General features: G+C 72.7%; 13 protein-coding genes. 5 read left to right on the top strand and 8 right to left on the bottom strand.

All coding sequences use genetic code 11. The features are described from left to right. The first annotated feature begins 51 nt into the window (after positions 1-51). Complete coding sequence (locus AC07EG_RS09475) at positions 52-909, top strand: manganese catalase (protein ID WP_478252554.1); 858 nt, start codon at positions 52-54, stop codon at positions 907-909. A 46-nt stretch (positions 910-955) separates the two neighbouring features. Here the strand turns inward: AC07EG_RS09475 and AC07EG_RS09470 are convergent, their stop codons facing one another. Continuing rightward, on the bottom strand, positions 956-1,480 hold the full coding sequence (locus AC07EG_RS09470; protein ID WP_478252553.1) for a DUF2231 domain-containing protein: 525 nt from the start codon (positions 1,478-1,480) through the stop codon (positions 956-958). 91 nt (positions 1,481-1,571) lie between these two features. On the opposite strand from AC07EG_RS09470, the gene AC07EG_RS09465 reads away from it, so the two are divergent. Then, the gene (locus AC07EG_RS09465; protein ID WP_478252552.1) at positions 1,572-2,720 is read left to right on the top strand and encodes a zinc-dependent alcohol dehydrogenase; all 1,149 of its coding nucleotides are present in this window, start codon (positions 1,572-1,574) and stop codon (positions 2,718-2,720) included. A 13-nt stretch (positions 2,721-2,733) separates the two neighbouring features. Continuing rightward, positions 2,734-3,306: a hypothetical protein gene (locus AC07EG_RS09460; RefSeq protein WP_478252551.1), complete on the top strand. Its 573-nt coding sequence runs from the start codon at positions 2,734-2,736 to the stop codon at positions 3,304-3,306. 44 nt (positions 3,307-3,350) lie between these two features. Here the strand turns inward: AC07EG_RS09460 and AC07EG_RS09455 are convergent, their stop codons facing one another. The 3 genes from AC07EG_RS09455 to AC07EG_RS09445 all read right to left on the bottom strand — a co-directional run bounded on the left by AC07EG_RS09455 (position 3,351) and on the right by AC07EG_RS09445 (position 5,817). Next, entirely contained in the window at positions 3,351-3,791 is a 441-nt protein-coding gene (locus AC07EG_RS09455; protein ID WP_478252550.1) for a hypothetical protein, read from the bottom strand. A 263-nt stretch (positions 3,792-4,054) separates the two neighbouring features. Then, positions 4,055-4,693, bottom strand: coding sequence for a hypothetical protein (locus AC07EG_RS09450; RefSeq protein WP_478252549.1), 639 nt, complete (start codon positions 4,691-4,693; stop codon positions 4,055-4,057). Continuing rightward, entirely contained in the window at positions 4,690-5,817 is a 1,128-nt protein-coding gene (locus AC07EG_RS09445; protein ID WP_478252548.1) for a carboxylate-amine ligase, read from the bottom strand. The genes AC07EG_RS09450 and AC07EG_RS09445 overlap by 4 nt, the downstream gene beginning before the upstream one ends. Positions 5,818-5,873: 56 nt before the next feature. Between AC07EG_RS09445 and AC07EG_RS09440 the strand changes: the two genes are divergently transcribed. Together AC07EG_RS09440 and AC07EG_RS09435 are read left to right on the top strand one after the other, a co-directional pair. Then, positions 5,874-6,224, top strand: coding sequence for an arsenate reductase family protein (locus AC07EG_RS09440; RefSeq protein ID WP_478252547.1), 351 nt, complete (start codon positions 5,874-5,876; stop codon positions 6,222-6,224). A gap of 245 nt (positions 6,225-6,469) precedes the next feature. After that, positions 6,470-7,114 carry a sulfotransferase family protein gene (locus tag AC07EG_RS09435; RefSeq protein ID WP_478252546.1) on the top strand — a complete coding sequence of 215 codons (645 nt, stop codon included), beginning with the start codon at positions 6,470-6,472 and terminating at the stop codon, positions 7,112-7,114. Here AC07EG_RS09435 and AC07EG_RS09430 read toward each other — a convergent pair. From AC07EG_RS09430 to AC07EG_RS09415, 4 genes are all read right to left on the bottom strand, one after another. Next, the gene (locus AC07EG_RS09430) at positions 7,065-8,819 is read right to left on the bottom strand and encodes a fibronectin type III domain-containing protein (RefSeq protein WP_478252545.1); all 1,755 of its coding nucleotides are present in this window, start codon (positions 8,817-8,819) and stop codon (positions 7,065-7,067) included. The genes AC07EG_RS09435 and AC07EG_RS09430 overlap by 50 nt on opposite strands. Positions 8,820-8,880: 61 nt before the next feature. Next, a complete protein-coding gene (locus AC07EG_RS09425) occupies positions 8,881-10,290 on the bottom strand; it encodes an MFS transporter (protein ID WP_478252544.1) in 1,410 nt (469 codons plus the stop codon). Continuing rightward, positions 10,287-11,228 carry a 2OG-Fe(II) oxygenase family protein gene (locus tag AC07EG_RS09420; protein ID WP_478252543.1) on the bottom strand — a complete coding sequence of 314 codons (942 nt, stop codon included), beginning with the start codon at positions 11,226-11,228 and terminating at the stop codon, positions 10,287-10,289. The genes AC07EG_RS09425 and AC07EG_RS09420 overlap by 4 nt, the downstream gene beginning before the upstream one ends. Beyond that, entirely contained in the window at positions 11,225-12,412 is a 1,188-nt protein-coding gene (locus AC07EG_RS09415; protein WP_478252542.1) for an aminotransferase class V-fold PLP-dependent enzyme, read from the bottom strand. Before AC07EG_RS09415 ends, AC07EG_RS09420 begins: the two co-directional genes overlap by 4 nt. Positions 12,413-12,576: the final 164 nt, after the last annotated feature.

The raw sequence follows: 12,576 nt of genomic DNA, 5'->3' as shown, positions 1-12,576 counted from the left end.
TCGTTCCGGGAAGCCGGGGGCCACACACCGAATTCCAGGAGGTTGTTCACTTTGTTCCGGCATACGAAATTGCTGCAGTTCGAGGCCAAGCCGGAGAAGCCCGATCCGGTGTACGCGCGCAAGCTGCAGGAGCTCATCGGTGGTGCTTACGGTGAGATGACGGTGACCATGCAGTACCTGTTCCAGGGGTGGAACTGCCGCATGGAGGGCAAGTACAAGGACCTGATCATGGACACCGCCACCGAGGAGATCGGGCACGTGGAGATGCTCGCGACCATGGTGGCCCGCCTGCTCGAGGGGGCGCCGGCGACGGTGACCGCCGAAGCGGTCAAGGATCCGGTGATGGCCGCGGTGATCGGGGGGATGGATCCGCAGCAGGCGATCATCGGTGGCGGCGGTGCGTTGCCGCACAACTCGCAGGGGGTGCCGTGGATCGGTTCCTACATCGTGGCCAGTGGGAACCTGCTGGCGGATTTCCAGGCGAATGTGGCGGCCGAGGCGCAGGGGCGGTTGCAGACCGCGCGGTTGTACAACATGACCGACGACCCGGGTGTGAAGGAGATGCTGAAGTTCAACCTGGCTCGTGACACGGTGCACCAGAAGCAGTGGCTGGCCGCGATCGAGGAGTTGCGGGCGGACGGGATCGAGGAGACCCCGATCGCGCCGAACGCGTTGTTCGACGAGGAGGACCAGGTGCACAACAACACCATCTGGCACCTGTCGGACGGCCCGGACGGCGCATCCGGTGGCTGGAGCCAGGGTGAGGGTTCCATCGAGTACCTGATGGACCCGGAAGCGCAGGGCGGCCCGGGCACCGCCCCGGCACCGGACCCCGCGCTCTACGGCACCCACGCCCTGGTGGAGAACGAGGCGGCGGGCGCCACGAAGGCCAAGCAGGCCAAGAACTGACCACGACCGCCCGGGTGACGTCCGCCGTCACCCGGGCGTGGTCCGGTCAGGCCGGCTGCCAGCGGTGCACACCCGCCCCCTGGGCGTAGGACAGGTGCCCGCCGAGCGCACCGCCCGCGCCGATCGCGGCCAGTCCGGCCACGCTCAACACGACCCCCGTGCGGTGCGCGCCCCGCGTGCGGCACAGGTAGGACAACGCGAACAGGGCCGCCCCGGTGGCGTTGACGGCGGCGTGCGCCAGCCCCACCCGGCGCTGGCGTTCGTCCAGTTCGGCGTAGTCGGCCAGGCCCAGCAGCACCGTGGGCGGCGTCGCCGCCAGGCCGACGGCGACCAGCTTGCGGGCGGCCTCCCGGTCGCCGGTGCCGAAGTCGAAGACCGCCGCGCTCACCCAGGCGCCGATGGGCAGGGTGACCAGCAGGGGGTGCAGCGGGTGGCCGAGCCAGGCGCCACGCAGCGCCCGCCGGGTTCCGGTGCGGTCCAGGGTACGGCGGACCCGGCCGGCGAGTCCGGCCGCCGGGCCGTCCGCGGAGCGCCACGATTCGACGCGCTGGAGCAATCGGTGCGGGTTCATGCCGACCCGGTTACCCCGCCGATGGGCTGGGTAACTCGGGGGACGCGTGCGGTTTTCCGCCGTCGAACACCCGATCCGGAGGGAAGTGCTGATGCGTGCGATGGTCTACCGCGGGCCGTACAAGGTCCGCGTCGAGGAGAAGGACATCCCGCCGATCGAGCACCCCGGTGACGCGATCGTCCGCGTCGGGCTGGCGGCGATCTGCGGCTCCGACCTGCACCTCTACCACGGGATGATGCCGGACACCCGGGTCGGCATGACCTTCGGGCACGAATTCGTCGGCGTGGTCGAGGAGGTCGGTTCCGGGGTCCGCCATCTCAAGCGCGGGGACCGGGTCATGGTGCCCTTCAACATCTACTGCGGAACGTGCTGGTTCTGCGCTCGCGGCCTGTTCTCCAACTGCCACAACGTCAACCCGAACGCCACCGCGGTCGGCGGCATCTACGGCTACTCCCACACCTGCGGTGGTTACGACGGCGGCCAGGCCGAGTTCGTCCGCGTGCCGTTCGCCGACGTGGGGCCGACGGTCATTCCCGAGTGGATGGACGAGGAAGACGCCCTCATGCTCACCGACGCCCTCGCCACCGGCTACTTCGGCGCCCAACTCGGCGACATCGTCGAAGGCGACGTGGTGGTGGTCTTCGGTGCCGGGCCGGTGGGCCTCTACGCCGCGAAATCGGCGTGGCTGATGGGTGCCGGGCGCGTCATCGTCATCGACCACCTCGAATACCGGCTGGCGAAGGCCCGCGAATTCGCCCACGCCGAAACCTACAACTTCGCCGAATACGACGACATCGTCGTGCACATGAAAAAGCTCACCGAGCACCTCGGGGCCGATGTCGCCATCGACGCGGTGGGCGCCGAAGCGGACGGCAACTTCACCCAGCACGTGACCTCGGCCAAGCTGAAGCTGCAGGGCGGTTCACCGGTGGCGCTGAACTGGGCCATCGACTCGGTGCGCAAGGGCGGCACCATTTCGGTGATGGGCGCCTACGGCCCGATGTTCAGCGCCGTCAAGTTCGGCGACGCGCTGAACAAGGGGCTCACCCTGCGGATGAACCAGTGCCCGGTCAAACGGCAGTGGCCACGGCTGTTCGAGCACATCCGCAACGGTTACCTCAAACCGAGCGACATCATCACCCACCGCGTTCCGCTCGAGCACATCGCCGAGGCGTACCACATGTTCTCGGCGAAGCTGGACGGCTGCATCAAACCGGTCATCGTGCCGGACGCCGCGTGAGAAAAGGGAAGCCATGACCTACACCTCGAAGCGACCGGCGATCGCCGAGTCCAGTGAGCAGTTGCGCGCCCGCATCCCCGGCTGGGGCGCGGACCTCGACCCGAAGGACCGCCCGTCGGTGCCGAAACTGCAGTGGCAGGAGGACCGCGGCGGCGCCCACTGGGACTTCCCGGAACGGCAACCGGAGAAGTGGCCGCGGGAACGCTCGATCGAGCACGAGTTCCTCACCCCCGTCTTCGGCACGTCGAGCCCGCCCAAGGGGCTTTCCGGCGTGCTGCGCAAGCTGGCTTACCGCAGGTTCAGCGAGGGCCGTGCCGCGCACTGGCTCATCCTGCTCGGCGCCGACCGGGTGGACGCCTGGGAAAGCCACCTGCGCTCGTTCGCCACCGCCCGCCCGGACAACCCGATCACGCAGACCGGTGTGCTCAGCGAGTTCTCCCGCCACGGGCTTTCCTCGCGGCTGGGGCGGAAACGCGCCGACGTCAAGCACCAGTGGCTCGACCCGCTCATCGTCGCGGGCCCGTGGCTGTTCGCCGGTGGACTCGCCGTCAAGGCGGTCAGGGCGGTGTGGCGGCGCCGGCGGTGATGATCCGGGGGCCAGCCGGGAAGACCGGGCCCCGGACTCGCCGGTCAGCGCGACGAAGCTCGTTCCGCGGCGGCGAGGTCGTCGAGCAGGTGGGCCCGGCCGGGGGCACCGGCGATCCGCAGGCCGTTGACGCAGCCGGGGACGTCGGCGGGGGACGAGCAGTTGTCCGGCCGGTTCCCGGTCACCGCGGCGCCGTTGACCAGCGTGACGCGGGCGGCCAGGGTGTCGATGCCGCCGCCGGAGCCGGGCCACGGGGACGAACCCGAGCCGGCCTCGCCCGCGGTGTTGCCGCTGACGGTGCCGCCGTCGAGGGCGAGGGTGCCCTGGTACACGCTGAGCCCGCCACCACTGCCGCCGTAACCGGCCCGGCCGGGATATCCGCCGGAGCCCGGGACACCGCTGTCGCCACCCCGGCCCGCGCGGTTGCCGGTGATCGTGCTGCCCTCGATCACCGGGTTCAGCGGCCGGCCCGGACTGCCGCTCACCTCGAGCCCGCCGCCCGTGCCACCGCTGCCGCCGTCTCCGCCGCTGCCGCCCGCGGAGCCGCCCGCCCCGCCCCGGCCACCGCCGGCGGCGGTGTTGCCGGTGAGGTCGCTGCCGGTGATCCGCAGGCTGGTACCGCTGCTGAGGGCGATGCCCCCGCCGAACCCGCCGCTCCCGCCGCGGCCACCCGCCTGGGTACCCGTGCCGTTGCCCCCGCGGCCGCCGGCGCCGGTGGTGTTGCCGGTGATCGAGCTGTTGACGATGGTCAGCGATGCGTCTCCGCCGGAGCTGTAGGAGTAGACGCCACCACCGAAGCCGCCGAGGCCGCCGCGGCCCGCGGTGGCTCCGGTGGATCCGGAACCCGGCGCGCGCCCGCACCGGCGGAGTTGCCGGTGAACACGCTGTTCGTGATGGTCAGCCCGCTCCAGTTCTGGATGCCGCCGCCGGCGTCACCCTGATCCGCGTCGCCCCAGGGAGTGAGCCCCTCACCGTCGGCGGCGTGGCCACCGGTGGGGGCCAGGTCGTTGAGGGTCAGCTCGCCCCGGTTGGCCATCAGCCGGAACCGCGGTGCGTGCTCGGCGCGGCTGATGGTGGCGTGGTTGCCGTTGATGGTGAGCTCGCCGCGGACTTCGGGCAGGCCCGTGTGCCACGTGGTGTCGGCCGCGGTGCTGAGCGAGTAGACGCAGCCCGGTGCCAGCGACAGGGTGTCCTCGGCGGTGGACGCGCTGGCCGCGGCGACCGCCTCGACCAGCGCGGCCGCATCGCAGGGAACGCCGGTTCCCGCGGCGTTGGCGGCCGGGGCGGCCGGGGTGGACGCCCCCAGCGCGGTTGCCACCACGAGGCCGGATCTTCCTCTCGGCAGTGCGGAGCCGGCCATCGAACACCCGGTGTCGAAAACGGTCACCCGCCGGACACTAGCCTGGTTCCCGATTCCGGATCTCCGCGTTTTCCCCGGTTGGTCCGCCCGGCGTGGCGCTGATCCTCCAAATCGGACTCGAGGAGCGCGGGCGTGGTGCACGAGGACTGGTCCCGGACGCTCAGCTGAGCCAAGTGGGTGAGGACGTCGGCGGCCGAGCCACGGGTGGCGAAGGCCGCGCGCTGGCGGACGGCGCCGTTGCCGAAGGCGCGGGTCCGGTCGAGCAGTTTGGTGGTCATCCGCAGTTCGCCGAACCGGTCCAGGTCCGGGTGCACGTGCTGGAGCAGGGCGGCGACGAGGTCGGCCTGCGGCACCAGCCGTCCGGTGCCCGGGTCGAAGCCGAGCCCGGTCAGGCCGTCCCTGGCGGCTCGCCAGCTCGCCAGGCGCAGCGGCTGCTCGGGCACCAGCGGCGCGGCCTCCCCGCGGGCGAGGCGCCGCAGCGCCGCGGCGGCCAGCGCGCGGACCAGCGTGGCCAGCGCGACGGTTTCGTCGGTGGTCGCGGGCACGTCCACCTGCACCTCCACGGTGCCGCCGGAAAGCCGGGCGTCCCAGTGGTTCCCGGCGTCGAGCAGCATCCCGGCCAGGTCGTCGTGGTGCGCGGCCGAGGTGAAGTAGGGCGGTGGCCCGGCGCAGGGCCGCCCGGACCGCAGGATGGTCCGGCAGCTGGCGTAGCCGGTGTCGCGGCCGAGGTGCACCGCGGAGTTGGCGCTGAGCGCGAGCAGCACCGGCAGCCACGGCCGGAGGTGGTTGAGCACCTGCACGCCGCTCTCGCGGTCGGGCACGATGACGCGGACGCAGCACCCGCAGACCAGCGGCTCGGCCAGTTCGCCTGCGGGCTGGGCACCGGCCGCGACCAGGCGGGCATCGGCCGACCGGGCCACGGCCGCGGTGGTGGTCCGCGCGGCCAGCACGTGCCGCCGCAGGTCGCGGGCGTGGCCGCAGAGCGGCGAGGTGAGCGAGAGCCGGCCGTGGCTCGCCACCCGCTGGGCCCGCAGGCCGACCACACCGGCGGCCCGGGCCACCTCGTCCGCACCCGGGGCGAGGTGACCGGTGGCGTCGTAGAGCAGGAACTCCTCCGCCACGCCCATCGACGGGGCGTCAAAGCCGGACATGGCCCACCGGCTACCACTGCCGGGTCCGGCCAAACCCCGCCGGGCACAATGGCGGCATGGAGATCTGGCACAACCCGCGGTGCACCAAGTCGCGGGCGGCGAAGAAGGCACTGGACGATTCGGGCACCGAGTACACCGAGCGGCGTTACCTCGACACCCCGCCCACGGTGGCCGAGCTGACCGAGGTGCTGGGCAAGCTCGGGCGGGAACCGTGGGACATCACCCGGACGAAGGAACCGGTCGCCAAGGAGCTCGGCCTGGCCACCCTGCCCCGGGACGCGGCGAACCGGTCCCGCTGGATCCAGCTGCTCGCGGAGAACCCGGTGCTGATCCAACGCCCGATCGTGATCGACGGGGAAAACGCGATGGTCGCGAGGGACGAGGAAACGCTCGGCAAGCTGGGTTAGCTCGGCGGGCCTCGCTCAGGACTGGGCGGGGGAGCGCTCGGCGAGCCGGGTCACCTCGCGCGGGCTGGGGGATGGGGAAAGCTGGGGTTGGCTCGGCGGGGCGTTGCGCAGGACTGGACGAAGGTGGGCGGTCGCGGGGTGACTCCGGCGGTCGAGCGCCTCGATCCGGAGCCGGGCCTGGCCGGGCAGCGTCGCGGGCCGCTGCCCGCCCGCGTTGCTGCGGGTGGCGAACGGAGGAGGAAGTCGTGAAGGTGATCGGTGCGGGTGCCGGCCGGACCGGCACCGTGTCCCTCTGCCGCGCCCTTCCCGCGCTCGGCTTCGGGCCGTGTCACCACATGAAGGACGTGCTCGGCGAGCCCGAGGCCACCGAGCGGTGGGCGCGCGCGTTGCGCGGTGATCGCGAAGCCTTGCGTGCCGCCGTCCGCGGGTATGCGTCTATTGTGGACTTCCCGGGTTGCCTGCTGTGGCGGGAGATCGCCGAGCTCTTCCCCCGCGCCCGGATCCTGCTCAGCGTTCGTGATCCGGAGAGCTGGTACCGCAGCGCCGCCGCGACGATCTTCGCGCCGGCCATGGCCGAACTGGCCGCCAAGCTCGGACCGGGAACCGAGGACCTGATCGCGGCGATGGCCGAGCGCGGTTTCGGCCCGGACAACCAGAAGGACTGGTTCAACCGGCACAACGAGGAGGTTCGCACCGAAGCGCCCCCGGACCGGTTGCTGGTGTACCGGGTCTCCGAGGGCTGGGCCCCGCTTTGTGACTTCCTCGGCGTCGGCGTACCGGAGGAACCGTTCCCCCGCGCCAACGACGCGGCCGATTTCACCGAGCAGGTCGAGGACTTCCTCAGCTCTTGGCCCACCGGATCCGGTTCGACTCCACACCGTCGGCGGTGACCCACACGGTTTCGTCGATCTGGTCGAAGGGGAACGCCTCGAAGCTGATCGTGCCGTCGGCCTTCGCGGTCTGCGTGGAACCCGGGCTGCGGTACGAAGTGGCGGTGGCGTGCGATGTGAACCGGTACGACTGCCCCGGCGTGAAACCCTCCGCCTCGATGTGCATGTAGGCGCATTCCGGAATCGAGCAATCGTCGATGTTCGTCACCGGAGCGCCCCGCGACAGGGTGATCGACCGTTCCGGCGCGATCGGCCGCACCCCGGCGGACCGGGCCCCCGGTCCGCGCCCCACCGCGTTCTCGGCGGTCACGGTGATCACGTAGGTGGCCCCACTGGACAAACCGCCGAGCGTGGTCGAGCGGGCAGCACCGCCGACGGACTTCGAGCCGCTGCCCGCGCTCGAGGTCCACGAGACGTGGTAGCCGGTGATCGGGCTGCCGTTGGGTGCGGCCGCACCCCAGTCCACCGTGATCGCCGCGGTCCCGGCGGTACCCCGCACCCCCGGCGGCGCGCCCGGCGGACTGGCGGGCTGCGCCGGTGGCGGATCCGGTTGCCGCGGCTCGGTTTTCGCGGGTGGCTGCGAACGAGCGGGCGGGGGCGCGGGCTGCCGCGGCGGTTCCGGCTGCTCCGGCTCCTCCGGACGGGGCCCCACCGGCACCGGGCGCACCTCGCCGTCGCCACCCACCACGAGCACGTGCCCGCCGTCGTGGCTGTCCACGTAGACCCGGGAATCCTCGCCCCGGGCCAGATGCGGCTCACCGGGCGGCACCGGCACGGTCTTCTTCGGCCTGCCCTGCGCGTCGTAGGTGAGCACGGCGTTCTTGGCGCGGTCGAGCAGCACCACCGCCTCCCCGGCGGAGGCGAATCCGGCGTAGTCCCCACCGGCGGGCAGGTCCACCGAGACCGGCGCCGCCTTCGCGGGGCTCGGGTCCACCAGGTGCACCCGCTGCGCCGGCGGGTCGAGCACGGCGAGCCTGCCCGCCACGTCGGTGGCGGTGAACCGGGCGTCCGGCGGCGCGTCGATGCCCAGCGCGGTGCCCTCGCCGAGGCCGTCCCCGCTCAGCGGGTGCACGGTGTCGGTGGTGGTGTCGACGAACACCGGCCGCTCGCCCAGCACGGTCAGCCCGCCGGTGTGCCCGCCGGGCACACCGGCCGGGCAGGTCAGCCGGTTCGCGTCGCGGGCCAGTTCGCACAGCGACCCGTTGTCCGGGCGGTGCACCCACACCGAGCCCGCGGGGGTGGCCACCGGCTCAGCCAGTCGACCACCGGCGGGCACGGTGGTCAGCACGTCGCCGAGGCGCACGATCCGCCCGGCCTGCCGGTAGACCAGGTACGGCCCGCCCGCCACCTCGAAGGCCACCGGCCGCTCGGGTGACGGCGCGGCGATCGACCGCTCCACCTCGAGATCGGACTTGCCGAACTCGATGATCCGGTTGCCGCCGACCACGTACCCGCCGGTTTCGCCCTGGACCACCTGGCTGCCCGGCTCACCACCGGGCAGCGACGCCTGCGCGTCCACGGTGCCGGTGGCGCCGTCGAGGTGGAACACCGCCTGCAGCACCGAGTTGAACACCCAGTGCCCCGACTGCAGGAAGTCCACCCCGCCGCCGGGAGCGGTGGCGCCGGACACCGCCACCCCCACCGCGGCCGTCAGCGCCGTCACGGTGACCACCAGCGGCGCGCGGCCACGTCCCCACCTCGTCACCGGACGAGGATAGACCGGCCGGGTCCCAGCGGTGGTCCACCCCCGGTGCGTCCGGCCCGGATCACCGGTGGGTGTCGCGCATCGCGGGCAGCACCGGGGTGAGCACCGCGATCGCGACCATGAACAGGGCGATGCCGAGGAACGCGCCGCCGTAGTGCCCGGCCAGTTCGGCCGGGCTGCCGGAGGTGCCGCTCGCGGTCACCGTCAGCAGCACGGCCAGCCCGAACGCGCCGCCGAACTGCCGGGTGGTGTTCATCAGCCCGGAGGCCGCACCGGCGTCGGACGGGCCGACCCCGGAGGTGACCGTGCGCGCCAGCGGGGTGCCCACCAGCCCGCCGCCGATCGAGGTCAGCACGGCGGGCCCGAGGATGCCGCCGAGGTAGTCGCTGTCCGGGGTGATCCGGCTCTGCCACCAGAAGCCGAGCGCGCCGATCAGCGCCCCGGCCGCGATGAGCACCCTGGCCTGCACCCGCCGCATCAGCCACGGCACCAGCCGCAGCCCGACCACCAGCATCACCACCGCGTGCGGCACGAAGGCGAGGCCGGTGACCGCGGCGCTGTAGCCCAGCACGTGCTGCATGGTCAGGGTGAGGAAGAACCACACCGGCACCTGGCTCGCCCCGGCCAGCAGCATGGCCAGGTTGCCCCAGCTGATGCCGGGCAGGCCGAACAACCGCGGCGGGATCAGCGGTGACGCGGCGAACCTGGCCTCCACCACCACGAAGACCAGCAGCGCGAGCGCCCCGCCCGCCAGCGGCAGCACCACCGCGGGCGCACCCCAGTCGTGGTCGTGCGTGTGCGACACCCCGAGCGTGAGCAGGGTCAGCCCGGCCGTGGCCAGCACCGCGCCCGGCAGGTCGAGCCGGACGCGGGCCCACGGCGTGTCCGCCGGCCGGGCGAGCACCCGCGCGGCGAACCACAGCACCGGCAGGCCGATCGGCACGTTGACCAGCAGCACCGACCGCCACGACAGGAACTCGGTCAGCACCCCGCCGAGCAGGTTGCCCGACGCCCCGCCGACCAGGGCCACCGCGGTGGAGATGGTCAGCGCCCGCGTGCGCGGCGCCCCCTCGGGGAACGAGGTGGTCAGCAGCGTGACGGCCAGCGGCGCGAGCACCGCGGCGCCCGCGCCCTGCCCGGCCCTGGCCGCGATCAGCACCGCCGGGGTGGTGGCCAGCCCGCCGGCCAGGCTGGCCGCGGTGAACACGGCCAGCCCGCCGAGGAACACCCGCCGGTGGCCGTGGACGTCGGCGAGCCTGCCGCCGAAGAGGAGCAGGCCGGCGAAGGCCAGCGTGTAGCCGTTGACCACCCACTGCAGCGCCGCCGGGTCGAAACCCAGCTCCGCCCGCACCGACGGCAGCGCCACGGTGATCACCGAGGTGTCGAAGACCACCAGGAAGTGCGCGATGCACGCCAGCGTCAGCGCGGTCGTGGCCGTGCCGGCCCCGCCTCCGCCCCGGACCGTGGTCACCGCGCGGCGGCGGTCTTCCGGATGTTGATGTAGTTCCCGCCGATCCAGTCGTCGAAGGTGGCCGTCTCGGCGGGAATGCTGACGTCGAACCCGCACTCCCTGGCCCGCGGCACGCTGAAGCTGAAGTCACCGCGGGGGCGCAGGAAGAACACGCTGGAGGTGCGGCTGCTGCCCACCCGCTGGTCCGCGCCGGGCGCGGCGACGTGGTGCTTCGGCGCCCTGATCCGGCCGTCGGCCACCAGCGTGGCCACCGCCCCGCAGAACACCAGCACCGCGTCCGGCTGCGCCGGGATGTCCACATAGGATCCGTCCACCTCGACCTGGAGGCTGACGAAACCGTTGGCGCACGGGGTCTGGTGGATCAGGGTGACGATGGACAGGTCGTAGTGCGGCGCCATCCGCAGCGGCTGCTCCTCGGCGACGCGGTCCTCGGGCACCTCGGGGAAGTACCGCAGGCGCAGCAGCGGTTCGCAGTCGAGGAAGTGGTCCATACCGCCGTCGGGGTCCGCGCCCGCCGTGGTCAGCACCTGCCGCGCGACCTCCTGCGAGGCGCGGTACACCCGGGCGAAGTACTCCTCCCACGCCTGGGCGAACTCCGGGGTCGGGAACAGGTTGTCCGCCGTGCCCATCGAGTACGACATCGAGTAGTCGGTGTACTTGCCGGTGTTGGTGATCTGCGCGGTGCTCTCGGACTCCAGCCCGGCGTAACCCCGGCGGATGGTCGGGATCGGCGTCATCACCGCCTTCTTCTCCGCTTCCGTGCCGTGCTCGAAGAAGTCCACCGCCACCTCGCGGGCCGAGGCGTGGTCCGCTTCGGTGAGCCCGGTGCCCTTGAGGTAGAACACGCCCTTCTCGCTCAGGCAGCGCCGGAACTGTTCGGCGTGCAACCCGGCCCGCAGCTCGGTCAGGTCGAAGGTGGGCACGGTCGCGTCGGTCATCTGCTCAGCTCCTTCAGCGCCTCGGCCAGGCGCTCGACTTCGGTTTCGGTGTTGTAGAAGTGCGTGGACACCCGCAGCAGCGCGTGGTCCGGCCGGTCGAGCACGGCCACTTCGATCCGGAAGCGCTCCCACAGCCGCCCGCGCAGCTCGGGACCGGTGCCCGGCGGCAACCGGAAGGCGGTGATCGCCCCGGACAGCCCGGGGTGCTCCGGGGTCACCGGCTCCAGGCCGAGCCAGCCGCTGAGCCGCTCGCGGGTGAAGGCCGCCAGTTCCCGTTGCCTGGCCCGGATGCGCTCGTGGCCGAAACCGGCCTGGAAGTCGATCGCCGAGGGCACCGCGAGCCAGGGGCACAGGTCGCGCGTGCCCTCGCACTCGAGGTCGCGCAGCCGGTCGGTGCTGCCGAACTGGTTGCGCTCGTCGGGTGCGCGCCCGCTGCCGGGCCGGTGGCCCCAGCTGACCTGGGTGGGCTGCAGCACGCCTGCCTGGTCCGCGCCGAAGTGCAGGAAGCCGACGCCGGTCGGGGCGAGCAGCCACTTGTGCCCGCTGCCCGCGTAGTAGTCGCACGGCAGCGCGTCCAGGGCCAATCCGGTGAACCCGGGGGCCTGCGCGCCGTCGACCACGGTCAGCACGCCGCGGCGGCGGGCCTCTTCGGACAACCGCGCGGCGGGCAGCACGAGGCCGGTGGCGGAGACGACGTGGCTGAAGAAGAACAGCCGGGTGCGCGGGCCCATCGCGGCCACCGCCGCGTCGACCACCTCCTCGGGCCCGGCTGGTTGAGCCGGTAGCCGAAAGGTCCGGACCACCAGGCCCCGCCGCCGGGCCGCCCGCTCCCAGCACCACCGCATGGGCGCGTACTCCTGGTCGGTGAGCAGGATTTCCCCGCCGGGGGCCAGCGGGACCGACGAGGCGACCAGGTTGACCGCACCGGTGACGTTGGTGGTGAAGGCCAGCCGGTGCGGGGTCGCGCCGAGGTGGGCGGCCAGGCGTTCGCGCGCCGTCCACAGCAGCGGCGGCAACTGCCGGGAGAGGAAATCCATGGGCGCGGCGGCCAGCCGCGTGCGCAGTCCGGTGACGTGGTCGAACACCGGCCGGGGGAGCGGGCCGCAGGAACCGGCGTTGAGGTCGATCACCCCCGGCGCGGCGGACAGCTGGTCACGGGCGTCCGCCCAGGCTGTCGCGGGCATGCGCAGGTCTCCCCAGATGCGTATCGGCGAAATGGCTAAAAAGGTAACCGCGCATTCGAGTAAAGCGGAGAAAAGCGCGGTGGCCGGGTGTGGGTGGAGCAATTCCCGAGGGGCCGTGCGGTCACGGCGGACTGCCAGGCGGAGCCCGCAGCCGGTGTGGAAAG

The organism is Amycolatopsis sp. NPDC045836 (genome assembly GCF_056431745.1).
Note: the sequence above shows the minus strand (reverse complement) of the source record. Positions and strands in the feature narration are given on the sequence as shown.

Coding starts and splice junctions, on each gene's coding strand:
- AC07EG_RS09470 (WP_478252553.1), bottom strand. CDS start 1,480: ATGAACCCGCACCGATTGCTCCAGCGCGTCGAATCGTGGCGCTCCGCG.
- AC07EG_RS09465 (WP_478252552.1), top strand. CDS start 1,572: ATGCGTGCGATGGTCTACCGCGGGCCGTACAAGGTCCGCGTCGAGGAG.
- AC07EG_RS09460 (WP_478252551.1), top strand. CDS start 2,734: ATGACCTACACCTCGAAGCGACCGGCGATCGCCGAGTCCAGTGAGCAG.
- AC07EG_RS09445 (WP_478252548.1), bottom strand. CDS start 5,817: ATGTCCGGCTTTGACGCCCCGTCGATGGGCGTGGCGGAGGAGTTCCTG.
- AC07EG_RS09440 (WP_478252547.1), top strand. CDS start 5,874: ATGGAGATCTGGCACAACCCGCGGTGCACCAAGTCGCGGGCGGCGAAG.
- AC07EG_RS09420 (WP_478252543.1), bottom strand. CDS start 11,228: ATGACCGACGCGACCGTGCCCACCTTCGACCTGACCGAGCTGCGGGCC.
- AC07EG_RS09415 (WP_478252542.1), bottom strand. CDS start 12,412: ATGCCCGCGACAGCCTGGGCGGACGCCCGTGACCAGCTGTCCGCCGCG.